We start from the raw sequence: 22,841 nt of genomic DNA on the forward strand, positions 1-22,841 counted from the left end.
CGCCGAGTCGCGCTCACCGATCAGCGGCCAGCACGGCCGCGAGGCCTTCTTGCAGGTCTTTGACGAAATGCTCGGGAACCTCGAGCGACGGGAAATGTCCCCCGCTCTCGGGCGACCGCCATCTCACGATCATTCGGTACCGCTCCTGTGCCCAGGGGCGCGGGCACTTCTCGATGTCCCGGGGATACATGGTGATCGCGGAGGGGACGTCGACCCGAAGCTCGGGGTCCATCGAAGCGTGGCTCTCGTAGTAGATGCGGGCCGCCGACGCGCCCGTGCGCGTCAACCAGTAGAGGGTGACGTCATCAAGGATGCGGTCCTTGGACATCGTCTCGAACGGGCTGTCGTCGGTGTCCGACCACTCGGCAAACTTGTCCAGGATCCAGGCAAGAAGCCCGACCGGTGAGTCGACGAGCGAGTACCCGATGGTCTGCGGCCGGGCCGCCTGCTGCTTCGCGTACGCCCCGCGGGGGCCCTCGTAGAAGTCGCGGGTCTCCTGGGTCCACCTGCGCTCGGTCTCCGTCAGCCCATCCATCGACAGCCCGGGCGGCGCATCAGCGAACGTGGTGTGGATGCCGAGAACGTGCGCGGGGTACCTGCCGGCCAGGACCGTCGTGATGTTGCCTCCCCAGTCGCCGCCGTGGGCCAAGAACCTGCTGTAGCCGAGCCTTCCCATCAGCTCCACCCAGGCGCCCGCGATCTTTTCGGTTCCCCAGCCGGTGGTGGTCGGCTTGTCGCTGTAGCCGAAGCCGGGTAGCGACGGAACCACGACGTGGAACGCCGGCGCGTCCGCGTCTTTCGGATCTGCCAGCTCGTCGACGACATCAATGAACTCGGCAACGCTGCCGGGCCAGCCGTGCGTCAGGATCACAGGAGTGGCATCTGCGCGCGCGGATCGGCGGTGCAGGAAGTGGATTCCCAGATCGTCGATGGTCGTGCGGAACTGGCCGATCCGGTCGAGGCGCGATTCGAACGACCGCCAGCTGTACCCGGTGCGCCAGTAGTTCACGACGTCGACGAGGTCGGCGAGAGGGACGCCCTGTCCCCACCGTCGGGGGCCGGGCGCGGCGCGATGGATCGTCTCGGCCTCCGGTAGCCGCGCCGCGGCCAGTCGCGCGCGCAGATCGTCGAGGTCGGCGTCAGTTGCGTGGTCTTCAAATGCTCGCACGTCGCTGGTCGAGCGGGGCATGAGACCTCCTGGCCGTCTGGGAGCCGGCCGCGACGGTCGCGAACCGGCTAAGACGGTTCTAGCAGGTCATCGTGTCGAGCTGCAGCGCGTGGAAGATGCCCTCAGCGTGATCGCCGCCGACGCGATCAGCCTCATCGCAGGTGAACGGGACGGGAAGCTGGCCTTGTGCGCGTCACCAACCTGCCAAGCCGCCTTCTTCGACGCCAGCCAGAGCCGCACCCGCAAATGGTGTGACATGAACACGTGCGGGAATCGCCAGAAGAAGGCGCGACTCAATGCCAACCGGCGCAAGGACCGCAGACCAGCGGAGTGATCGTTACGGTCGCGACGTCCAGGTGGGCCCGGCGAACTGGTGCCGCGGCCGGACCGTCGAACCTCAGAGCGGGGCGAGGCGCGCCTTGAGCAGGCAGAACTCGTTGCCCTCGGGGTCGGCAAGCACATGCCACTGCTCCTCGCCCGTCTGGCCGATGTCGGTGGGGCGCGCGCCGAGCTGCAGGAGGCGCTCGAGCTCGGCGTCCTGATCGCGGTCGGTGGCGTTGACGTCGATGTGCAGCCGGGACTTGCCCTTCTCCGGCTCGTCCCTGCGGCTGAGGATGATCGTCGGTTGCGGACCGCCGAAGCCTTCGCGGGGACCGATCTCCAGCATCTCGTCGTCCTCGCGGTCGAGGATGACGAAGTCCAGGACCTCGCACCAGAACTGCGCCAGCACCTCGGGCTCGCGGCAACCGAGGACGAGCTCACCGATACGACATGCCATGGCGAAACCTGCTCTCAGACGGGGAACGCTGCAGCGGAGGACACGGGCGAACCGCATCGCTTCCGAGCAGCGAAAACAACGCTGCGAACGTACCGGACGAGGCGCGCACCGGCCGACGTGATTCTCGGGACCGCCCCGTCCGGCGCGGACGGTCCGGTAGGCCGCAGTCAGGCGGCGAGAGAGAGTTGGACCGACGCCTGACCGTTGCCCGCACGCTGCGGTGGGGCCGGCGCCCGCATTGCCGGCGCCTGCTGCGAGCGGAGCTCCACGCTCACGTGGTCGGTCAGATCGAGCAGGGTCGTGCCCAGGGCACGGGCCACGGCGGCGATCATCTCGCTTGAGGGCTCCTTGCGTCCGCGCTCGACCTCGGAGAGGTACTGGGGCGACATGCCCGCGTCCTCCGCCGTCTCCGTCAGGGTGCGTCCCTGCGCCAGGCGCAGGTCACGCAACTTCTCGCCCAGCAGCTCTCGCCACAGCGGCTCCGCCTTCCTCGCCGCTCGGCGCCGGACATCACCGATCCGCCTGATCTCACCCATGGAGCCACCTAACCACCGGTACCGGAGCTACGGGCACCCGTTTCTGCTCACAGCAGACGCCAAGGCGGTATCTTGATATCGAGATAGTCGTCGACCGCCGGAGAAGTGATGCGACTCCACCACGTCCAGGTCGCCATGCCGGACGGCTCTGAGGACGATGCCCGACGCTTCTACGCAGACGGCCTCGGGCTGACCGAGGTGGACAAGCCCTCGGCACTTGCCGGGCGGGGCGGGTGCTGGTTCCGCGCACACGAGGGTGGCGCCGTCGTCGCGGAGATCCACCTCGGCGTCGACGACCTGTTCGTGCCCGCGAAGAAGGCGCATCCGGGTCTCGTGCTCGACGGCGTCGCCGATCTGGAAACGGTGGCCGCGCGCATCGCCAGCCTCGGGTTCGAGGTCGACTGGAAGGAACGGCACACCTTCGACGGGTACCAGCGCTTCCACTGCCACGACGGGTTCGGCAATCGGATCGAGGTGCTCGCACCCGCGAGCTGACGGTCGGGTCCGGCTGGCGTCGCCGTCCGTAGCAGTCGGCCGGGTCGTTGGCGTGACTCTGGCAGGGATGGCCTGCGGAAGTCCGACCACAGCCTGGCTCGGCGAGCCGGCACCGCGCGGGCTCGCGAGCATCGTCCGCGGCCGAGTACGCGCCGGCGAGCCGAGGCCCCGGAGCCGTCAGCCTTCCTCCGTCGGCACCTCGCCCGAGAAGAACGCGATCGTCTTGTCGGCGCGCTCCCGGGCCACCGACTCGTCGGTCCCGCTCGCGACGTCCGCCTGGAACCAGCCCTCGCCGCTGCGCCGCACGAACTCCTTGCCCTCGTCCGAGGCGCTCCAAGCCTCCTCGTCGAACTCGGCGAGTCCGTTCCCGCTGTGCAGATGCAGGGCAAGCCCCATCAGGCCCAGGTCCCAGCCGATCCCCACTGCACCGGGACCGAACCGCTTCCAGTGGTCGTCCTCGGTGGCGATGTGCTCCAGGGTCAGGCGCGTCCGGTCGGGCGCCTCGGCCTCGAGCCGGACCTCGATCCAGCTCATGCCACCCATGAACTCCCAGGTGGCGCCGAAGCTGTGCGGCGGGTCGCAGGACTCGATGGTGCCGCCCGCGTTGCCCTCGAACTGGTACGTCCCGCCGAGCCGGAGGTCACCGGAGACCGGGAGGAACCAGCGAGGGAGCCGTTCCGGGTTCGTGCACGCGTCCCAGACGTCCTCGATCGCGGCGGTGTAGGCCGTGCTGAGGACGACGGTTCGGGCCTCGCCGGAGGGAATGACACGGTTGCCAACCCTTCGGTCCACGGTTGATATCTGCTGGGTGACGTCGATCATCGTCTCTCTCCTCGAACGTAATGGTGCAGCCATCTCGAATATAGGCGTTCCCTTATTAAGAAGCAACCGGGTCTGTGGCCGTAAGGTCGGATCGTGCAAGAAGGAAGCGTCGTGGCCGGCAACATCCGTGCCATGGAACCGGCCGACTGGCCGGCGGTGTGGGCGTTCTTCGACGAGATCGTCCAGGCCGGTGAGACCTACGCCTACCCGCTGGACCTGATCTCTGCCGAGGCCGAAGCGCTGTGGACCGAACCGCCGCCCGGGCAGACGGTCGTCTACGAGGTCGACGGCGAGATCCTGGCCAGCGCGAAGATGGGACCGAACAAGCCCGGGCGGGGCAGCCACGTCGGTACGGCGTCGTTCATGGTCTCCTCAGCCGCCCGTGGGCGGCGCGTCGGCCGGACTCTCGGCGAGTTCGTCGTCGACTGGCACCGGGCCAACGGATACCGCGCCATCCAGTTCAACGCCGTCGTCGAGACGAACATCGGCGCGGTGCGACTCTGGGAATCCCTCGGCTTCCGCATCGTCGGCACCGTCCCCGAGGCTTTCGACTCGCGCACGCACGGCCTCGTCGGCCTGCACGTCATGCATCTCCAGCTCGCCTGAGCCGCCAGATTCGGCATGCTTGAGCCATGAGCGACGCACCCCCGAACGAGCCCGACACCAAGGACTGGACCTGGGTCCTCGAGCGTCCCTGCCCCGACTGCGGGTTCGACGCGCGCGCTGCCCCGCCGTCGGGCCTCGGTGATGCGATCCGCGGCAACGGCGCCGCGTGGGCGCCGGCGCTGGAACGGTCCGACGCCACCACCCGGCCGGCCCCCACCGTCTGGTCGCCGACCGAGTATGCGGCTCACGTCCGTGACGTCCACGGCGTCTTTGCCGAGCGGCTCGAGCTGATGCTCGGCGAGGACGAGCCACGGTTCCCTGACTGGGACCAGGACGAGGCCGCCGTCGCCGCGCGGTACGACCTGCAGGAACCGGCCCAGGTCCTTCCGGAACTGAGGGAAGCGGCCGAACGGGTCGCCGCCGCCTACGACGCCGTACCGGACGCTGCCTGGCAGCGCAGCGGCCTCCGGAGCAACGGCAGCGCATTCACGGTGGGGACGCTCGGCCAGTACCACCTGCACGACGTCGTGCATCACCTGTGGGACGTCACCCGGCCGACGACGCACTGATCCCGGGCTGCCGCCTGCCGGCCCGGCGAGGCTCATGGTGACTCCTACCTCTTTCCCCGGCCGGCTGGCTGGCAGAACCGGATGACGTTCGAGAACGGGTCGATGGCCTCCAGCGTCGGCCCGCCCGGGGCGGCGTCGTCGATCCCGGGCCGCAACCTGCTGTACGTCGTCGCGTGCAGCTCGCGATGCAGCGCACGGACGTCGACGACGGGCACCCACACCACCGAGCCGGGCGTGCCGTCACCGTGGTGCTCCGACAGGTCGAGCGTGAACGCGTCGCGGCGGAGCCGCAGGTACAACGGCAATCCGGGCTCGAACCGGTGCTCGAACTCCACCACGAAGCCGAGGTAGTCGACGTAGAACTCCCGGGCGACCCGCTCGTCCAGCATCCGCAGCACCGGCACGGGGTGCGCCATGCCGGTCGGCGAAGGATCGAGTGCATGCCCCGACTGGTCGAGCACGGCTGCGGCCGTGTTCCAGTCCCGGTGCCCGAGCTGATGGGCGACGATCTCCAGCGCCCGGCTGTGGGTGATGTCGACGCCCGTCCCGGCGAGGTCGTCGCGCAGGATCCGTGCTGCCCGCTTGGCTTTGGTCGTCATCATGTCGTTCATGGCAGTCCCGCCCGGTGCCGTCTCTCCTCCAGCGCCCGCGTTGCTGCGAAGGGCACCGTGTCGCGCAGGACGATGGGTGACCGCTCGATGTGTTCACCATGCCGGGGAGCGGCGCGGGCGGCAGGTCACATCGGAACCTGCTGCAGAGGCTACTCCCAGGCGGCACGACGGCGTATCGTCTTCGCCATGCAGCAGGCGCAGAGCACGACGACGCCGGAGCCCTCCGGCGCTGCCCTGCTGCACTGACCCACGGTCACCCACACCAGCCCCGGAGCCAGGCTCCGGGGCTTCTTCGTGCCTCGGCGCCCGGCTCCCCATTGAGAGGAGCTACCGATGAAGGACCTGCTCGACCACCGCGAGCTCAACCGTGACCTGGCCTTCTTCACCACCGACCCGCTCGCCGGCTCCGGTCTGCCGCTCTGGCTGCCGGCCGGCGCGGTCGTCCGGGCGGAGCTCGAGAAGCTCGCCAGTGACCTCGCCCGGCAGGACGGCTGCGAGGGCGTGTACTCGCCCGTCCTCGGCAAGCGCGCCCTCTTCGAGAAGTCCGGTCACTGGGCGAAGTTCAGCGACGACATGTTCCCCGCCATGCCGCTCGGCGGCGACGAGCTCGTCCTCCGCCCGGCGAACTGCCCGCACCACGCGCTCATCTACGCAGCGAACCGCCACTCCTACCGGGAGCTGCCCGTCCGGCTCCACGAGCTCGCGCCCATGTTCCGCGCCGAACGCTCCGGCGTGGTCTCCGGCCTGAGCCGGGTCCGCCAGATCAACCTCGACGACACCCACGTCTTCTGCCGGCCGGACCAGGTCGCCGACGAGGCGGCCCGCGCGCTCCGGTCCGTGCTCCGGGCGCAGGAGATCCTCGGGTTGCCGGTCGACCAGGTACGCCTGTCGAAGCGCGGTGACGGTCCCGGGTACCTCGGCGGCGACGGACAATGGCGGCAGGCGGAGGCCGCGCTGCGCGAGGCCGCGGACGCCGTCGGGCTGAACCAGCTGGGGCTCGACGTCGTCGAGGCGGACGGTGAGGCGGCCTTCTACGGTCCCAAACTCGACGTCCAGGTCCGCGACGGGTCCGGCCGCGAGGAGTCGATCGCCACCGTGCAGGTCGACTTCATCCAGCCGGAGCGGTTCGACCTCACCTACGACGCCGCGGACGGGACCCGGCCCCGCGTCGTCATGATCCACCGCGGCACCGTCGGGTCGATGGAACGGGTGGTGGCCGCCCTCCTGGAACGGCACCAGGGCCGCCTGCCGCTGTGGCTCGCACCGGTCCAGGTGCGTGTGCTCCCGGTCGAGCCCGCGCAGGACAACGACGCACGCTCGCTGGCCGACGACCTCGCCCGGGCGGGTCTGCGGGCGCGTCTGGATGCGAACGGCTCGCTGGGCGCTCGCATCCGGGCCAGCCGGCAGCGGCGCGACGCCGTGATCGGGGTCGTGGGTGCTGCCGAGGTGGCGGACGGGACCGCGGCGGTCACCGACGTCCGTGCCGGCTTCCGCGACCCGGTGCCGCGGGAGGAGCTTGTCCGGCTGGTTCGGCAGGCGTACTCAGGTCGGGCGATCACCATCGACTGGCCGAGTGCGCAGTCGCGCTCCTGAACGAGTTGCCCGGTCACCGAGAACGGAACGCCGCGGCGGTGTGCTGTTCGAAGACCCCCCAGCCGGTCAGGGCAACGTCACTGACGGGAGCCGACGAGCAGGGCCAATGCCATGATCGCCGCGGCCACCACCAGCCGCACCGGCAGCCGCCAACGTGCCCCGAGCGCCGCGCCCGCGCAGGCACCGCCGAGCCCGAAGAGGAGCCCGTACGCCGGCCCCGTCGGCGAGCGCATGACAAACGACAGCCAGGTGGCCGTCGTGAGCGCGGCGATCGCTGATGTCAACCACATCGGCAGGCTCGCGTTCCACGCGAGGGCGGCGACGGCCACGATCCCGAGGGTGACGACCGCCGGGATGATCGCGAAGATCAACACTTCGTACGCCACGAACACCGGCGGGAAGTGCAGCTCCAGTGATCGCGGCGTCGACTCGGCCGCGACGACCAGCACCACACCGAGCGACGCCCACAACGCCCGGCGCAAGCTGGCCCCGGCGGCACCGGTTCTGCTCGGCACCGCCGCGGCAGATCCCGGCCGCGCGTCCTTCACCATCCGTTGCACGCTACTCCGCGGGGCGTCGTCCCGACCGTGAACACGACAGCCGGCACACACCACCTCACCCGCTCAGGTGGTTTCGCGGGCGAGCACCCCGTCGACAGCTGGGCGTCGTAACCGGACGGACCGTTCGGGGACAGGTGGGACTCCTGGGGCCTAAGGGGCGGCACAACGCCCCGCCGGAGACCATTGGTCCGTTTGGCTACGGCGCCCGACCTAGAACTGAGAGGCGAGCGACACCTGCTCGGTCCACACCTCGGGGTGCGAGTGCCAGAAGTCGTGCGGAACGTCCGGGAGGGCGGTCAGGGTCGCTCCGGGGATCAGCTGGGCGAGCTGCTCGACTGGCCACGACGGCCGGATGTCCTGCCCGGCGACGAGGAAGGAGACCGGCACCGTCAACCGGCTGAGCCGTCGCAGCAGCGAAGGCTCCTTGATCCAGGAACGCCAGCTCGTCAGCAGGCTGCGGTGCACCTCGGGTGAGTACTCGATGTCGACGCGCGACGGGTCGTCGTCCTTGCGGGCGTGATAGGCCGCGCTCCAGTCCCGGTCGTGCTGGACCCCGGTGCCGCACGCCCCGATCACGCCGCGAATCGAGCGGGGACGCTCGACGGCGTAGGCCAGCGCGAGGTCCGCGCCGAAAGAATGGCCGACGACGGCCCAGTCCTCGATGCCGTTCGCGCGCCGGATCTCCTCGAGGTCGGCCAGCGCTCGCGCGATGTCGTGCGTGCCACCCTCGCTCGCCCCGACACCCCGCGGTTCGGGAGCGAACAGACGCACCGGTGCGTCGGCCGGCGCGTCCGGCAGGTAGTGGACGCACCCCGGCCCGCCGCTCAGCTGCAGTGTCGGCACCCCGTCCGGGTGACCGCTTGCCCGCACGGCGAGCCTCACGCCGTCGGAGATGATCACTCGAGGAGACCGGACGCAGTGAACGCACGGTGGTAGATCTCCCGGATCACCTGCTGCTTGCGGGCGTTGTACTGCATGACGTGCTCGCCGGCGGCGTTCGCCTCATCGGCCGCACCGAGCTTGGCATCGCGGTAGAGCGCCACGTCCTCGGGATGCTCGCGCAGCCAGTCGCGGAAGATCTTGTGGCGGGCCGCCTCCGGGCAGTCCGGGGCGAAGACGTGGAGGTTGGCGCGGGGTTCCGCGAAGCGCAGGCAGCGGTGCTCGTACCACCACGGCTCGCGGACCGTAAGGACGAACCCGGCCGCCTCGAGCTGCGGCAACCACGCGGGCTCGTCGGCGGAGCTGGCGACGGTGAGGTCGAGGTCGATGACCGGCTTGGCCGGCAGCCCCGGCACCGACGTGGAGCCCACGTGCTCGACGTCGAGCGCGAGCGGGCCGAGCGCTTCGCGGACGATCCCGGCCAAGAGCTCGAAGTCCGCGCTCCAGCGCGGCTCGGCCGGGACGATCGCGATGGCCTCGGCCTCGGGACCGCCTTGCACCCACGCCGTCCGGCCGGGTGGGGCCGGGGCGTCGTCGAACCGGACGATCTCGTCAGCGGTGAGCACGGCGGAAAGCCTAGTAGCGACGGCCGCCGGGGGAGCTCGCGCTGCCGCGGCCGGTCTCGCGCCGCCGCGGCCGGTGGAGACCAGGGCGTCAGTCGGTTTGGCCGGACCCCGGGAAGTCGTTCAGCATGGCGTTGAAGGTCGATCGCAGGTGGGCCTCCTCGACCTGTGCGGCGCGATCGGGGTCCCGGGCACGGACGGCGTCGAGCAGATCACGGTGCTCCCGATTTGCCCGAACCGGCAGCTCCGGGTCCGTCACGACGAGCCACCGGATGTAGGTCGCCGAGCTGTCTCGCAACCCGTTGAGGATCTGAATCAGCTTCGGCGAGTTGGCGGCATCGGCAAAGACCGAGTGGAAGGCGCGGTTGTCCTCGGCCCACTGGCCGGGAGTGACGACCGTGTTCATCCGTTCCCAGTACTGCTCCGCCCGTGTGATGCCCTCGTCGGCAATGCGCGAGGTGGCCTTGCGCATGGCGAGCGGCTCGAGCAGCAGCCGGATCTCGTACATCTCCCGCAGGTCGTCCTTGTCGACGCCGCGCACGATCGCGCCGCGGTGGGTGTCGATCCGGACGAGGTCCTCGCTCGCGAGCCGGCGGAGGGCCTCTCGCACCGGCGTGGTGCTCACGGACAGCTGCGTCGCGAGATCCGCTTGGGCGAGGCGGGTGCCGGCGGGCAGGTCGCCCCGCAGGATGGCGCTCCGCAGGACCTCGTAGGTGAGCTGCTGAGTGGTGCGGGGCACGCGACCACCGTCGAACGGCATGTCCAGCGTCAGCCCGGCAAGGGCCTTGTTGCTCATCGACACCCTCTCTCTGGGTCCGTGCTCGCTGACCTTATCCGTGCGCCAGCATCGACGGGCCGCTGTTTACGCTGGCAGATACATTGTGCATAATGTCGCGCACTGGCATCGAGTTTGATCAATGACGACAAGCGGGAGAGCCATGCGATTCCTGTCCTACTACGCCGACGGCGGCATCCACCTCGGGGTCGAGACGGAGGGAGGGGTGGTCGATCTGACCGAGGCGGACGGCACGCCGGCGTCGGCGCTCGAGCTCGTCGCCGGCGGCTCCGCCGCCCTCGACGCCGTCCGCCGCTACCTCGGCACCGCCCCACCGACCCGTGCGCTCGAGACCCTGGCCCTGGCGTCCTGCGTACCCGATCCCGGCAAGATCGTCTGCGTCGGCGCGAACTACCGGCGCCACTCCGCGGAGGCGGGCCTCCCGGTCCCAGACAACCCGATCTACTTCGCCAAGTACCGCAACAGCCTGTCGGGGCACCGGCAGGAGGTGGCGATCCCGCCCGGGACGGTGCGGGTCGACTACGAGGTCGAGCTCGTCGCGGTGATCGGCTCGCCGGCGCGAGGCGTCACCCCGGCCGCGGCGCTCGACTACGTCTTCGGCTATGCCACGGGTAACGACCTCTCGGCGCGGGAGCACCAGACGCGGACGAGCCAGTGGATGTACGGGAAGATCAGCGACGGCTTCGCGCCGCTCGGGCCGTACCTGGTAACGGCGGATGAGGTTCCCGACCCGCAGAACCTCGACCTGCGGACCTGGGTGAACGGCGAACTCCGTCAGGACGCCAGCACGAGCGACATGGTGTTCTCGGTCGCCATGCTCGTCTCGGACCTCTCCCAGGTCACGACGCTGGAACCGGGAGACGTCATCTTCACCGGAACGCCCGAGGGCGTCATCCTCGGCATGGACGAACAGGTCTGGCTCAAGCCGGGTGACCACATCGAGTGCGAGGTCTTGGGCCTCGGCCGGTTGTCGACGACACTCGTGAAGGGCTGAGTCCCATGGAACCGTCGATTCTCTCACTGCTCCCTCCACTCGTGACGATCGGCCTGGCGATCGTCACAAAGCGGATCATCATCGCGCTCCTCATCGGCATCGTCCTCGGCTCGCTCATGTCCACGGGCTGGAGCGTCACCGGCGCCGCCGAGCTGATCTTCGAGGTCGTCAGTGGGCTCGTCATCGCCGACGGCGCGATCGCCGAGGAGATGTACATCTCGCTCTTCGTCTTCCTCCTTGGCGTGCTGACGTCATTCATCTACATCGCGGGCGGAACCGGGGCGTTCGCGGAGTGGGTGACCCGCCGGGTGCGCGCCCGGCGCCAGGCGCGGCTGGTGCCGGTCGTCGTGGGCATGATCCTCTTCTTCGACGACGCCTTCTCCAGTCTCGTCGGCGGGAACGTGAGCCGATCGGTGACGGACCAGCGCCGCATCTCCCGGGCCAAACTCGCCTACCTCGTCGACTCGACGGCCGCACCTGTGATCATCCTGGTTCCGATCTCCGGCTGGGCGGCGTTCATCGCGGCGACGATGACCGGCATCTTCGAGGACAACGACATCTCCGAGTACACCGGGTACGAGGGTTACCTGTTCAGCGTCCCGGCGAACTTCTATGCGATCACCGCGCTCCTGTTCGCGATCGCCGTCGCGGTGCTCGGCATCAACTTCGGCCCGATGCGTCGCCACGAGGAGCGGGCGGCCTCCGAGGGGGTCCTCTGGGACGAGACCCGCGGAAAGGTGCCGGGAGAAACCGGCCGCGAGCTCCCGCAGCGCGACGACGGCCGTCCCCGCGACCTCCTGACGCCGGTCATCGCCCTGGTCCTCATCACGATCGTTTTCGCGGTGTGGATCGGCGTCTCCCGGACGAACGGCCCGATTACGCCGATGAACGTCCTCGCGAACACCGACGTCATCCTGGCCCTCTTCTACAGCGGTCTCCTCGCGTGCGTCATCGCGGGGGCGATGCTGCTCGCCAAGCGCACGCCGGCCCGCCAGGTCGGCCGTGCCGCTTGGTTCGGTGCCGGGTCGATGTGGGTGGCCGTCGTGGTCGTCTTCCTGGCCTGGGTGACGGCCGAGATCATCTCCGGACTCGGCATCGGTGAATACGTGGCGAGCTTCATCACCGGTGACGTCGCCCTCGCGCTGCTCCCGGCGATGCTGTTCGTCCTGGCCGCCTTCGTGTCGTTCTCGATGGGCAGCACGTTCGGGACCTTCGGTCTCATCCTGCCGATCGCGGCCCAGATCGTCGCCAGTACAGACATGACGTTCCTCATCCCGGCGTTCGGCGCCGTCCTCGCCGGGGCGATCTTCGGCGACCACACCTCTCCGCTGTCCGACACCACAATCCTGTCGTCCATCGGATCCGGTATCCAGGTGATCGAGCACGTGACGACCCAGCTGCCGTACGCCTTCATCTGCGGGCTCTCGTCGCTCGCCGGGTTCGTAGTCCTCGGGCTCACCAGAAACACCCTCGCCGGCCTCGCTGTCGCGCTGGCAGCGCTAGCGGTCGCGGTCGTGTTCCTCCGGGCGCGAACGCCACGGCTGCAGGAACGCACGGCGCCGGCCGGGTCGGCAAGCACCTGAGCACGCGTTGCGCAGCTCGCGGTGACTTGGTCCGTACCGCTGACCTCAGTGACCGGTCCGGATCGTCGAGAGCTCCGTGCTGAGTGCGCTCGCGGTCAGAGTCCGCACACCGATGCGCTCGAGGTCCGACAACCGCTCCGCGCTGGTCTGGGAGACGGCGTCACTGACGAGCGCGGCGCGGAAGTCTCGTTCACTGGCGTCGAACAGGGTCGCGCGTGGACAGTTCGGAAGGTTGCAGCCGGCGACGACGACGGTGTCGCAGTCGTGGTCGTGGAGCCAGGATTCGAGGGGAGTTCGATAGAAGGCGCTCCACCGCGGCTTCATGACGACGATCTCCCGGTCCCGCAGCACCTGAGGCCGTCCGCTTCGGAGGATCTCGACGTTCAGGTCGACCGGCGCGGGCAGCAGCGGATGGGGGATCTGTGACCCGGCCGTCCCCGGAGCGACCACGCGGGCACCGCGCTCGATCGAGTCTCGGCGAGGGAGGTCGACGTCGGAGCCGCCCGGCTCGTAGAGGCGGACGACGTGCGCGATCGGGCGGCCCGCCTCGCGGAAGACCTGGGTCAGGGCAGCGATGGCCGGCAACACGTCGGTCGTGCCGGGGATGGCGGCGGCGCCGTCATCGAGAAAGTCGTTCTGGACATCGACCACGACGAGCGCGGCCCGGCTCCAGTCGGGGCTGACGTAGTCGGCCATTCTCGGTTCCGTCCTTCCTGCCGAGCCTACGACCCAACGTAGCGTGTGCCCTGGCGGACGCCGCCTGGCACAACGGTGGCGGGGCCTCGTCGAACCTGACGGTGTCGCCGGGGACAGCACGCGAAGAGCCTAGTGATCCACGCGCCGGACGTGGTCCTCGATTCTGTCACGCATGGTCGCGAGCGTCGCAGTCCCGAAATGGACCAGCTCTTCGAGCGTGCGGTCGGGCGCCGCGTTCCACACCCACACCTTCTCCGGCGTCGCGTCGATGAATACGCTGTGGGTGGCCGGGACGTACCCGTCGCCGCTGGTGACCGGTCGAGGCCCGCTGTACGACGGCGGAACGTCGGGTGGGCTCGTCGCACGTCGTGCCGCGAACGCCACCGTGCCGAGAACGAGCGCAGAAGCCAGGACTCCGTTCGGCCACCGTGCGGTCCGTTCGGCCCCGGCCATGTCGACCTGCGTGCTATCGATCACCGGTATCTCCCTTTCGTGGGTGCTCAGCCCTCCGGCACGGTTGGCGTCCTCAACCTAGGTGCCGAGTTGACGACGTCAACCACTTCTAGAATGGCCGGACGACCTCGACCACGCCCTCGCACATCCCGCCCGGTTCCGCCTGGTGTATGGATCCTGGGCGACGGCGGCCGACGGGCTCGGGCCCCGCGGCCGCGGCGGCCTGGGAACAGCTGATGGCAGCCGTCGTGGCCGAGCAGGGCCGGGGCGGACTGCCCGCTGGGACCCGGCCCGTCTCGCCGACATGGTCCGAGCCATCGCCTACGGCGTCATCGACCTCAAGCTGGCGGGCCACCTCGCCAAGCACCAGGACCCGCAGGCGGCCCCTGCCGGTTTCGTCGCGGATTTCCTCGACGTGCTGGCGGGACGGACCTGAGAGTACGTCCTCAGTTGGGCGCCGGCGCCGGCGGGTTCCGTCGGGTGACGCCGACGCTGGCGATCACCACGCACGCCAGTGCTGCCCACTGCGCCAGGCTGAGGTTCTCCGAGACGATCACGAATCCCGCTAGTGCGGCGAAGGCGGGCTCCAGGCTCATCAAGATCCCGAAGGTCCCCGGGCGAAGAGATCGGAGCGCAACCAGCTCGGCGCTGTAGGGGATCACCGAACTCATGAGCCCTACGAGTGCTCCGACGGCCAGCAGGTGGCCCGACATCAGCTCCCCGGCGTGCCCGGACAGCTGGATCGGTGCGATCGCCAGGGTGGCGACCAGGGAAGCCATCGCGAGCCCGTCGAGGCCCTGCCAGCGTGCTCCGGTGGACTTGCTCAACAGGATGTAGCACGCCCACGCGGCGCCGGCCAGCAGGGCGAAGCCGACGCCGGCCGCAGTGATGTCGCCCGGGCTCAGACCGAGCAGCAGCACGCCGGTCGCGGCGAGCAGCACCCAGAGCAGGTCCCGCGGGCGGCGGGAGCTGAACAGCGCGATGGACAGCGGCCCGACGAACTCGATGGTGACCGCGATGCCGATGGGGATGCGGGCGAAGGACTGGTAGATCGCCCAGTTCATCGACCCGAGCGCGAGACCGAAACCGATGACCACGAGCCAGTCGGCGCGGCTGCGGCCGCGGAGCCGGGGACGTACGACAGCGAGCAGGATCAGCGTGGAGAAGGCCAGCCGGAGCCAGACCAGCGTGGTGGGGGATGCCTCGTCGAAGAGCGTCTTGGCGATACCGGCGCCGAACTGGACCGAGCAGATTCCCACGATGACCAGCACCACCGGGGCCCGCAGGAGCGAGCGTGCTGACAGACGAGGCGCCACCGGGCCAGGCTATGTGGTGTGAGGTGAGCGGCGTTCAGTCGGCCATGACGGCCTCGCCGCGCGCCACCATGCCGGCCTCGTTACCGAGCTTGACCTCACGCATGAACAGCGCGAGCACCAGGCCGAGCAGCAGCAGCGGGACCAGGTACCAGAACGCCGGGGCGAGGGCGTCGGCGTAGGCGGTGATGACCCCCTCCTTGAGTGGCTCGGGCAGCTCGCCGACCGCCTCCGGCGTGATCGACTCCGCGCCCGTCTCGGCGGCGCCCGCAGGCACGCCGGCGAAGACGTCCGTGAGGCGGTCCGTGAGCCGACCGGTGAAGATGGTGCCGAAGAGCGCGACACCCAGAGAGGCGCCGATCTCGCGGAAGAAGTTGTTGCTCGACGTCGCCGTGCCGATCTCGCGCGGGTCCACGGCGTTCTGCACCGCTAGCACCACGGGCTGCATGACCAGCCCGAGCCCCACGCCGAGGGTGAAGATCATCAGGCCGAACACGAACGTCGAGGTCTCCCCCGTCAACCGGGTCAGCCAGATCACCGCCAGCGTGGCGACGGCCATGCCGATGATCGGGTACTGGCGGTAGTGGCCGGTCTTGGTGATCAGGGCGCCGGAGCCGATCGCGGTGAGCATCATGCCCGCCATCATCGGGATCATCAGCAGGCCGGACTCGGTCACGCCCGCTCCGGTCGACATCTGCAGGAAGGTGGGCAGGAAGCTCAGTGCCGCGAACATGCCCATCCCGATGACGAAGCCGATCGATGTGGCGATGAGGAAGGTCCGGTTCTTGAACAGCCGAAGCGGGATGAGCGGCTCCTCGGCGCGAAGCTCGACGACGACGAACGCCACGATGGCGGCGATGGTCACCGCCACGAGGCCGATGAGGCGGGTGTCGGACCAGTCGTAGCCGGCCTCGCCGGACAGCGAGGTCCAGCTGGTCGTCAGGACCAGGCCGCAGGTGCCGACCGCCATCGTGAGGATGCCGAGCAGGTCGACGGGCCGGCGCGAGCGGTGGCTCGGGAGCTTCAGGGCGAAGAACGCCGCGACGAAGGCGCCGACGCCGACCGGGATGTTGATCCAGAAGCACCAGCGCCAGTCGGCGTGGTCGGTGAACAGGCCGCCCAGCAGCGGGCCGAGCACGGCCGAGATGCCGAACAGCGCCCCCATCGGGCCCATGTACTTCCCGCGCTCCCGCGCCGGGACGATGTCCGCGATGATCGCCTGGGACAGGATCATCAGACCGCCGCCGCCGAGGCCCTGCATGCCGCGCCAGAAGACGAGCTGGCCGAAGCTGTCGGTGAAGCCGGCGCCGGCCGAGGCGATGGTGAAGACGGCGATCGCCACCAGGAACGGGATGCGGCGGCCGAACAGGTCGCCGAACTTGCCGTAGAGCGGCATGACGATCGAGACACCGAGTATGTAGGCGGTCACCACCCACGCCTGGTGCTCGACGCCGTTGAGCTCGCCGACGATGGTCGGCAGCGCGGTGCCGACGATCGACTGGTCGAGCGAGGCGAGGAACATGCTCGCCATCAGTGCGGCGAAGATGGTCCAGACCAGCTTCTTGTTGAGCACGACGGGGGCGGCGTCGGCCGGCGCGGCGGCGTTCGGTTGCGTGGCCATGTGAGGTCCTTCGATCAGTTGCGGACTGCTTTCGGCGCCGTTGCCGGGTCTTGGCGTTGGGTCACGGCACGGTCAGGCCAGGACCTCGCGAAGGTTGGCGACGACGGGGCCGACGTGGGCGGCGACCTCGCCCTGCTGGTCGCTGGTCTCCCAGCGGACGAACGCCCCGTGCGTGACGGTCATGATCGTCATAGCCAGGAGCTCCACGTCTGCGGTGGTGCTCTCGTCGTCGAGGCGCTGGGTGGCGAGCGCCATGAGCTGCAACCGGTGCTCCTCGAACGCGGCGAGCTGGCGACCCCCGAGTCCCGGCTCCCGCCGGGCGAGCTCGATCGCACGGGCGATGCGCCGGCGGCCGAGCGGCGGACGGTCCACGAGGTGGCGCACGAGGTGCTCGATGTCCGTGCCGAGCCGGCCGGTGGGCCCGCCCTCGGTGAACGTCCGGGCGACCGTCGGGTCGATCTCCCACGGCTGAATCGCCAGGATGGCGTCGTCCTTGGAGGCGAAGTAGTTGAAGAACGTGCGCCGGGAGACGCCGGCCTCGGCGCAGATCGCCTCGACGCTGACGTTCTCGAGGCCGTGGGCCTCCACGAGATCGTGCGCAGCGTCGATCAGCGCGTCGCGGCGAGCGCGCTTCTGGCGCTCGCGAAGACCGACCTCCTGGTCGGGTGCAGCGGTACTCGTATCGGGCACCGGGATAGTCTTGCACTGAGTGCAGGTTTGCACCAGGGTGCAAAGGGTGTGATCAGCGTCGCACTACCGCGCTCGCCCAGACCCAGGCGTACCCCTCCCGGCCGTGGTCGTCGGTGTATCGGATGCGCGCGGCCTTCGGTGTCCAGGCGACGGCCACGCCCTCGACCAGGTGGTGGCCGGTGCGGGTCTGGATCCAGGCGCTGACCGCCAACGCCTCGTCAGGCTGGTGCACGGGTTGCCCGTACTGCGCGGGCCCCAGGCTGTACGCCTGCTCCCGCAGCGGCACCTGGTCGATAGCCATGCCTGGATCGTACTCGAACACACGTGCGATGTCGGCGAGCGCAGCGCACGACGCATCAACGGCTGATGTCTCGAAGGTTATGCCTTCGCTTTCCGCACCACGCCCCAGTCGAACAGGGGCGGCCGGGCCGACGCGCCGAGATCAGCGCCGCCGGGCCGACGCGCCGAGAATTGCCCGGCCGGGCCTCTGGTTGCGGATTGAACAAGCGTGTAAGGTACTGAACGTGCGTTCAGTCACCGAGGATAGAACTACCCGCGCGCGGATTCGTGACGCCGCGATCCGGCGGTTCGCCCGGGACGGGATGTCGGCGTCGTTGCGGGCGATCGCGGCCGACGCCGGTGTGAGCGCAGGCCTGATCGTGCACCACTTCGGGTCTCGGGCCGGCCTGCGGCAGGCCTGCGACGACCATGTCCTCACCCAGATCCGGGACGCGAAGTCCTCGGTGCTCGTCGGCCCGTCCGCGCCCTCGGCGCTCCTCGCCCAGATCGCCCAGGTCGAGGGGTATGCGCCGCTGGTCGGCTACGCCATCCGGGCGCTGCAGGCCGGCGGGTCCCTCGCCGATCGCTTCATCGACCACTTCGTCGACGATCTCAAGACCTACCTCCGCGCCGCCGAAGAGGCGGGCAACATCCGCCCCAGCCGCGACCCGGAGGGCCGTGCGGAGCTGCTGTCCGAGATGGCCATCGGCGCCATGATGTTCCGCTTCTCCCGCCTCGGACCGGACATCGACCTCGACGACCTGCCCCGGTGGCTGCGCGAGACCACCGATCGCATCTCGCTGCCCGCGCTGGAGCTCTACACCGAGCCGCTCCTGACCGACTCCAGCCTGCTCGACACCTATCTCGCCGCCCACGGCAGCGGCCACGGCGGTGGCGGCGCAGCGGCCCGCGACGATGCCGCAGCGGCCGACAAGGAATCGCACCAGCTCTGAGGAGAACCATGGCCACCTACGCGATCGAAGCCCGAGACCTCACCAAGACGTTCGGCGCCACCAAGGCGCTCGACGGCTTCTCCATGGCCGTCGAGACCGGCCAGGTCGCCGGCTTCCTCGGACCGAACGGAGCCGGGAAGTCCACCGCGATCCGCGTCCTGCTCGGCATGCTCCAGGCGGACTCCGGCAGCTCGCACGTGCTCGGCCTCGACCCGTGGAGCGACGCGGTCCAGATCCACGGACGCATCGCCTACGTCGCCGGAGACACGAGCCTGTGGCCGAACCTCACCGGCGGCGAGGCGATCGACATCCTCACCCGGATCCACGGCGGTGCCCGGCCGGAACGGCGCAGGGAGCTGCTCGAACGGTTCGAGCTCGACCCGACCAAGAAGGCGCGCACCTACTCCAAGGGCAACCGGCAGAAGGTCGCACTCGTGGCCGCGCTCGCCGTCGACGCCGAGCTCTACCTCCTTGACGAGCCCACCTCGGGCCTCGACCCGCTGATGGAGGCGGTCTTCACCCAGGAGGTGCGCCGGCTGCGCTACGAGGGCCGCACGGTCCTGCTCTCCAGCCACATCCTCGCGGAGGTGGAGAAGCTCTGCGACACCGTGACGATCATCCGGGCCGGACGCGACGTCGAGTCCGGCACCCTCGCCTCCCTGCGCCACCTCACTCGCTCCACCGTCACGGCGACGACGACGCCCGGCTCCGACGGTCTGGCCCGCCTCGAGACGGCGTCCGGCGTGCACGACCTGACCACCGACGACGGCCGTGTGCGCTTCGACGTCGACAACACCGCGGTCAACGAGGTGCTGCGGGTGCTGGCGGACACCGGCGTCGAGAACCTCACCATCGCACCGCCGTCGCTCGAGGAGCTCTTCATGCGCCACTACGGCGACGAGATCTCCACGACCGAGGGGGTGCCGGCCCGATGACCGCAGCGACCCAGGCCCCGGACCGGCCGGTGCACGAGGGCACCTCCGGCAGCCAGCCGTGGGCATCGACCGGCGCGCTGCTGCGGGTCTTCCTGCGCCTCGACCGGCTCCGCATCGTGATCTGGACACTCGCCGTCGGGCTCCTCACGGCCGGTTCCGTCGACGCCCTCGATGCCGCGTACGCGGGCCCCGAGGCGCTCCAGGCGCGCGCCGAGCTCCTGGAGAACCCGTCCGCCGTGATGATGACCGGCCCGGCGTTCGGCATGGACAACTACACCTTCGGCGCCATGGTGGCGAACGAGCTCTCCCTCTATCTCTTCCTGTCCACCGCGATCATGAGCGTGCTCATCGCCATCCGGCACACCCGCGCGGAGGAGGAGTCCGGGCGCATGGAGATCCTGCGCGCCCTGCCCGTCGGCAGGTACGCCGCACCGACCGCCACGCTCGTCACGGTCGCGCTCGCCAACCTCGCGGTGGGCGTCGGCATCGCGCTCGGCCTCGTGGGCACCGGCATGGAGACGGCGAGCTCGCTGGCCATGGCGCTCGCCTCGGCGCTGACCGGCCTGCTGTTCGGCGCGGTCGCCGCCGTGACGGCGCAGCTGACCGAGCACGCGCGGGCCGCCTCCGGGGCCGCGCTCGGTGTCCTGGCCGTCGCCTTCCTGGTACGCGGCATCGGCGACGTGATGGAGACCGGCGGCTCCTGGCTGTCCTGGTTCTCGCCGCTCGCCTGGGGCCAGCAGACCCGGCTCTACGTCGACCTGCGCTGGTGGCCGCTCGCGCTCACCGCCGTGGCCACAGCGGCCCTGCTGGTGGTCGCCGTCGCGCTGTCGCAGCGCCGGGATCTCGGCGCCGGGCTGCGCCCGCCCAGTCCCGGACCGGCGACGGCGAAGCCTGCCCTTCGGACGCCGGCCGGACTCGCTCGGCGCCTGCTCGAGACGGGGTTCCTGGCGTGGACGATCGGCCTCGCGCTGTTCTCCGTCGCCTTCGGCGCCCTTGCGAACTCCCTGGAGGACATGATCGACCAGGTCCCGGAGATGGGCGGCTTCATCAGCGGCGACCTGCTCGAGGACCTCACCACCGGCTTCACGGCGTTCATCGTCGCGCTCATGGTCCTCCCGGCGGCCGCGCTCGCCGTGGCCGGCGTCCTCCGGCTCCGCTCCGAGGAGTCCGAGGGGCGGGTGGAGGCGCTCGCGGTGACCGGGAGCTCGCGTCCGGGGCTGCTCGGCGGTTGGCTCGCCACCGTCGCGACCCAGGCGGTGATCAGCACGGCCGTGTTCGGCCTGTCCGTCGGGCTGGGCGTGGCCGCCGCCACCGGCGACGGCACGTGGGTCTGGCGCGCCGCCCTCGCCGCCCTCAGCTATCTTCCGGCCGTCGCCCTGACGGCGGCGGTCGCGGTGGCGCTGTACGGGCTCGTACCGCGCGCCGCCGGCTTGGCGTGGATCCTCGTGGTGTGGGCGTTCTTCGCGATGTACTTCGGCGACCTGCTCGACCTGCCCGAGTGGGCGAGGGCCGTCTCGCCGTTCCACCACGTCCCGCTCGTGCCGAACGAGGATTACGACGCGGCGCCGCTGCTCGTGATGAGCGGCGTGGCCGCCGCACTGGTGGCCGCCGGCTTCGTGGGCTTCCGCCGCCGGGACGTCACGAGCTGAGCCTGTCCAGTAAGCCTTGCAGCCGCTTCCCGATGAACCGCATCGAGCGGAAATAGACGTAGCCCACGACGACGAAGACGACGATCACGACGGGGATCATCACCAGCACGCTCCCGCCGTCGACGAGCTCGGCGACGCCCGGTATCAGCATCATCGGCACAACGATCGCGAAGAGCGCCAGACCGGCCGGCACCACGGCCCCGAGCACCGCGCCGATGTTGACCACCAGCATCGGCCCGAGCGAGACGGCCGGCGCGCGCCAAGTCTCCGACCGCCGCCGCTCATCGGTGGGGACGCCGCTCGCTGTCACGTCCCGGTTGAGCCATCTGTGGCTCACCAGGCCCCGTACGAGTGCCGGCACCACGGTGATGGCGACGGTCGCTGCGGCCGCGACGAGCGCCAGGCTGAAGGGCTCCGACTCGTCGATGTCGCCGCCATCCAGGACGGCCGTCAGCAAGACCATGAGCGGCAGCGTCCAGATCGCGAAGGAGCTCGGCCCGGCCAAGCCGGCGTACCTGAGCGAGTCGTCGCGACCGGTGCCTCGGCTGTCACGCAACAGGTGTCCGAGCCCGCGCCGGCGTTTGGTCCGGCGCTCGGGAGAGGTCACGATCCCCAGAGGTGCGAGGATGGCACCGACCACGGCCGGTTCCGCGCTTCCGAACCACTCGACGGGGTCGAGCTCGGCAAGGATCTGGTTGTCGTGACCGAGGAGGTATACCCGGTCCCGCGGTGGCCCGGAGATCTGGAGGTCCGGAGCGAGCTCTGCCCCACGCACGCCGAGGTCGTCGTCCCCGCCGCCCAGCCACAGCTCCTCGCCGGTGTCCGTGCGCAACCCGATCTCGTCGTCGCAGCGAAAGATCCGGGCTCGCCGAAGGAACCGGCGAGTGACCGGCTCGCCGGGCGAGGGGCGCACCACCGTGTCGACCTCGGGCTCGCCTTCGCGGAGCAGGCGGACGAACCGAAGTGCGTGCGCGCCCAGGGCGGTCGCGAGACATGTCAGCATCGACGCCGCCACGGAGCCGACCAGCACCCATCGCGGTGGCTCGACGTCGAAGATATCGATGAGGGCCGCACCCAGCAGCGGGGCGACGAGCAGCAGGCCGGCGAGGACGCCGCCCACCCGGACGATCGAGCGGCCGAGGGTGTCGCGGGTGCCCTCGGGACGCCATCTTCGACCGCCTTCGGTGGGCCAGGTCGAGCTGCTGGCCAGCGGCAGGCCGACCCGCCGAGCAACGGCCCGGCGCACATGGCGCGCGTCGCGCTCGGTCAACTTTCCGGGCCACCAGTCAGCCAGATACAGGTAGACCGGTGGATGCTCGCGCAGCAGCAGCCCGAGGGTGCCGGCCTCGCTCTCGGCCGTGTCGAAGAACCTGCTGCCGCTCACCTCGGTGAGCCCGTCCTCGACCACCCGCGGTGCCACGTCGACCGGGTCGTCGACCAGCCCCACGACGTCGAACGTCCGGGTCCCGCGCATGCCCGCCAGGTTGTGGCAGGTCACCTGTCCGGCGGTGAAGCGCAGCCGGGAACGGCGCACCGCGCGCCGTGCCCCCCGCGCCTTCGCCGGTGGCCGCAGGGTCGCGTGCCGGCCCGTGTCCGCCATCGTGCGGAGTATAGGGAGCCCGTTGCCGGCGGGCGGCGA

Annotated in this window: 26 protein-coding genes and 1 pseudogene; 11 read left to right on the forward strand and 16 right to left on the reverse strand. The window is 70.1% G+C overall.

Translation table 11 applies throughout. From position 1 onward, the window contains the following. Positions 1-13: 13 nt before the first annotated feature. Positions 14-1,189, reverse strand: a complete 1,176-nt coding sequence (locus tag ABD907_RS12500; RefSeq protein ID WP_345216584.1) for an epoxide hydrolase family protein — start codon at positions 1,187-1,189, stop codon at positions 14-16. Between the two features lie 88 nt (positions 1,190-1,277). Here ABD907_RS12500 and ABD907_RS12505 point away from each other — a divergent pair. Continuing rightward, positions 1,278-1,502: pseudogene (locus ABD907_RS12505) on the forward strand (CGNR zinc finger domain-containing protein); the annotation flags it as partial. Between the two features lie 63 nt (positions 1,503-1,565). Here the strand turns inward: ABD907_RS12505 and ABD907_RS12510 are convergent. Together ABD907_RS12510 and ABD907_RS12515 are read right to left on the reverse strand one after the other, a co-directional pair. Further along, positions 1,566-1,946, reverse strand: coding sequence for a VOC family protein (locus ABD907_RS12510; protein ID WP_345216586.1), 381 nt, complete (start codon positions 1,944-1,946; stop codon positions 1,566-1,568). Positions 1,947-2,113: 167 nt separating this feature from the next. Further along, positions 2,114-2,482: a helix-turn-helix domain-containing protein gene (locus ABD907_RS12515; RefSeq protein WP_345216587.1), complete on the reverse strand. Its 369-nt coding sequence runs from the start codon at positions 2,480-2,482 to the stop codon at positions 2,114-2,116. A gap of 108 nt (positions 2,483-2,590) precedes the next feature. On the opposite strand from ABD907_RS12515, the gene ABD907_RS12520 reads away from it, so the two are divergent. Then, on the forward strand, positions 2,591-2,977 hold the full coding sequence (locus ABD907_RS12520; protein ID WP_345216588.1) for a VOC family protein: 387 nt from the start codon (positions 2,591-2,593) through the stop codon (positions 2,975-2,977). Between the two features lie 177 nt (positions 2,978-3,154). Here the strand turns inward: ABD907_RS12520 and ABD907_RS12525 are convergent, their stop codons facing one another. Continuing rightward, on the reverse strand, positions 3,155-3,799 hold the full coding sequence (locus ABD907_RS12525; RefSeq protein WP_345216589.1) for an SRPBCC family protein: 645 nt from the start codon (positions 3,797-3,799) through the stop codon (positions 3,155-3,157). Positions 3,800-3,931: 132 nt separating this feature from the next. On the opposite strand from ABD907_RS12525, the gene ABD907_RS12530 reads away from it, so the two are divergent. Together ABD907_RS12530 and ABD907_RS12535 are read left to right on the forward strand one after the other, a co-directional pair. After that, positions 3,932-4,405, forward strand: coding sequence for a GNAT family N-acetyltransferase (locus tag ABD907_RS12530; RefSeq protein WP_486334096.1), 474 nt, complete (start codon positions 3,932-3,934; stop codon positions 4,403-4,405). Between the two features lie 26 nt (positions 4,406-4,431). Continuing rightward, positions 4,432-4,974, forward strand: coding sequence for a DinB family protein (locus tag ABD907_RS12535; RefSeq protein ID WP_345216591.1), 543 nt, complete (start codon positions 4,432-4,434; stop codon positions 4,972-4,974). A gap of 44 nt (positions 4,975-5,018) precedes the next feature. On the opposite strand, the gene ABD907_RS12540 is transcribed toward ABD907_RS12535, so the two are convergent. Then, the gene (locus ABD907_RS12540) at positions 5,019-5,576 is read right to left on the reverse strand and encodes a glyoxalase superfamily protein (protein WP_345216592.1); all 558 of its coding nucleotides are present in this window, start codon (positions 5,574-5,576) and stop codon (positions 5,019-5,021) included. A 342-nt stretch (positions 5,577-5,918) separates the two neighbouring features. Here ABD907_RS12540 and thrS point away from each other — a divergent pair, with 342 nt between their 5' ends. Continuing rightward, positions 5,919-7,178 (forward strand): threonine--tRNA ligase, encoded by a 1,260-nt coding sequence (gene thrS, locus ABD907_RS12545; RefSeq protein ID WP_345216593.1) that lies wholly within the window; start codon positions 5,919-5,921, stop codon positions 7,176-7,178. Between the two features lie 77 nt (positions 7,179-7,255). Here thrS and ABD907_RS12550 read toward each other — a convergent pair whose 3' ends face one another. The 4 genes from ABD907_RS12550 to ABD907_RS12565 form a co-directional block, all read right to left on the reverse strand. Next, a complete protein-coding gene (locus ABD907_RS12550) occupies positions 7,256-7,627 on the reverse strand; it encodes a hypothetical protein (RefSeq protein WP_345216594.1) in 372 nt (123 codons plus the stop codon). A 321-nt stretch (positions 7,628-7,948) separates the two neighbouring features. Beyond that, positions 7,949-8,581, reverse strand: a complete 633-nt coding sequence (locus tag ABD907_RS12555) for an alpha/beta fold hydrolase (protein ID WP_345216595.1) — start codon at positions 8,579-8,581, stop codon at positions 7,949-7,951. 53 nt (positions 8,582-8,634) lie between these two features. After that, complete coding sequence (locus ABD907_RS12560) at positions 8,635-9,243, reverse strand: GrpB family protein (protein WP_345216596.1); 609 nt, start codon at positions 9,241-9,243, stop codon at positions 8,635-8,637. An 88-nt stretch (positions 9,244-9,331) separates the two neighbouring features. Beyond that, on the reverse strand, positions 9,332-10,036 hold the full coding sequence (locus ABD907_RS12565) for a GntR family transcriptional regulator (RefSeq protein ID WP_345216597.1): 705 nt from the start codon (positions 10,034-10,036) through the stop codon (positions 9,332-9,334). 142 nt (positions 10,037-10,178) lie between these two features. Between ABD907_RS12565 and ABD907_RS12570 the strand changes: the two genes are divergently transcribed. Both ABD907_RS12570 and ABD907_RS12575 read left to right on the forward strand, forming a co-directional pair. Beyond that, entirely contained in the window at positions 10,179-11,030 is an 852-nt protein-coding gene (locus ABD907_RS12570; protein ID WP_345216598.1) for a fumarylacetoacetate hydrolase family protein, read from the forward strand. A 41-nt stretch (positions 11,031-11,071) separates the two neighbouring features. Further along, complete coding sequence (locus tag ABD907_RS12575) at positions 11,072-12,613, forward strand: Na+/H+ antiporter NhaC family protein (protein ID WP_345216599.1); 1,542 nt, start codon at positions 11,072-11,074, stop codon at positions 12,611-12,613. 45 nt (positions 12,614-12,658) lie between these two features. Here the strand turns inward: ABD907_RS12575 and ABD907_RS12580 are convergent, their stop codons facing one another. Both ABD907_RS12580 and ABD907_RS12585 read right to left on the reverse strand, forming a co-directional pair. After that, complete coding sequence (locus ABD907_RS12580) at positions 12,659-13,309, reverse strand: cysteine hydrolase family protein (RefSeq protein ID WP_345216600.1); 651 nt, start codon at positions 13,307-13,309, stop codon at positions 12,659-12,661. A gap of 129 nt (positions 13,310-13,438) precedes the next feature. After that, positions 13,439-13,786 (reverse strand): hypothetical protein, encoded by a 348-nt coding sequence (locus ABD907_RS12585; protein WP_345216601.1) that lies wholly within the window; start codon positions 13,784-13,786, stop codon positions 13,439-13,441. A 280-nt stretch (positions 13,787-14,066) separates the two neighbouring features. Between ABD907_RS12585 and ABD907_RS21280 the strand changes: the two genes are divergently transcribed. Then, positions 14,067-14,198 carry a hypothetical protein gene (locus tag ABD907_RS21280; protein WP_486334089.1) on the forward strand — a complete coding sequence of 44 codons (132 nt, stop codon included), beginning with the start codon at positions 14,067-14,069 and terminating at the stop codon, positions 14,196-14,198. A gap of 10 nt (positions 14,199-14,208) precedes the next feature. On the opposite strand, the gene ABD907_RS12595 is transcribed toward ABD907_RS21280, so the two are convergent. The 4 genes from ABD907_RS12595 to ABD907_RS12610 all read right to left on the reverse strand — a co-directional run bounded on the left by ABD907_RS12595 (position 14,209) and on the right by ABD907_RS12610 (position 17,687). Beyond that, on the reverse strand, positions 14,209-15,078 hold the full coding sequence (locus ABD907_RS12595; RefSeq protein ID WP_345216602.1) for an EamA family transporter: 870 nt from the start codon (positions 15,076-15,078) through the stop codon (positions 14,209-14,211). A 34-nt stretch (positions 15,079-15,112) separates the two neighbouring features. Further along, on the reverse strand, positions 15,113-16,696 hold the full coding sequence (locus tag ABD907_RS12600; protein ID WP_345216603.1) for an MDR family MFS transporter: 1,584 nt from the start codon (positions 16,694-16,696) through the stop codon (positions 15,113-15,115). A 72-nt stretch (positions 16,697-16,768) separates the two neighbouring features. Next, on the reverse strand, positions 16,769-17,386 hold the full coding sequence (locus tag ABD907_RS12605) for a TetR/AcrR family transcriptional regulator (protein WP_345216604.1): 618 nt from the start codon (positions 17,384-17,386) through the stop codon (positions 16,769-16,771). A gap of 52 nt (positions 17,387-17,438) precedes the next feature. Continuing rightward, positions 17,439-17,687, reverse strand: a complete 249-nt coding sequence (locus ABD907_RS12610) for a hypothetical protein (RefSeq protein WP_345216605.1) — start codon at positions 17,685-17,687, stop codon at positions 17,439-17,441. Positions 17,688-17,910: 223 nt separating this feature from the next. Between ABD907_RS12610 and ABD907_RS12615 the strand changes: the two genes are divergently transcribed. The 3 genes from ABD907_RS12615 to ABD907_RS12625 are packed head-to-tail and all read left to right on the forward strand — an operon-like array spanning position 17,911 to position 21,202. Next, positions 17,911-18,618, forward strand: coding sequence for a TetR/AcrR family transcriptional regulator (locus ABD907_RS12615; RefSeq protein WP_345216606.1), 708 nt, complete (start codon positions 17,911-17,913; stop codon positions 18,616-18,618). An 8-nt stretch (positions 18,619-18,626) separates the two neighbouring features. Continuing rightward, a complete protein-coding gene (locus ABD907_RS12620; protein WP_345216607.1) occupies positions 18,627-19,553 on the forward strand; it encodes an ABC transporter ATP-binding protein in 927 nt (308 codons plus the stop codon). Beyond that, on the forward strand, positions 19,550-21,202 hold the full coding sequence (locus tag ABD907_RS12625) for an ABC transporter permease (RefSeq protein ID WP_345216608.1): 1,653 nt from the start codon (positions 19,550-19,552) through the stop codon (positions 21,200-21,202). The genes ABD907_RS12620 and ABD907_RS12625 overlap by 4 nt, the downstream gene beginning before the upstream one ends. Here the strand turns inward: ABD907_RS12625 and ABD907_RS12630 are convergent. Beyond that, positions 21,192-22,802 (reverse strand): hypothetical protein, encoded by a 1,611-nt coding sequence (locus ABD907_RS12630; RefSeq protein WP_345216609.1) that lies wholly within the window; start codon positions 22,800-22,802, stop codon positions 21,192-21,194. The genes ABD907_RS12625 and ABD907_RS12630 overlap by 11 nt on opposite strands. Between the last annotated feature and the right edge of the window lie 39 nt (positions 22,803-22,841).

The sequence above is a fragment of the Georgenia halophila genome (assembly GCF_039541595.1).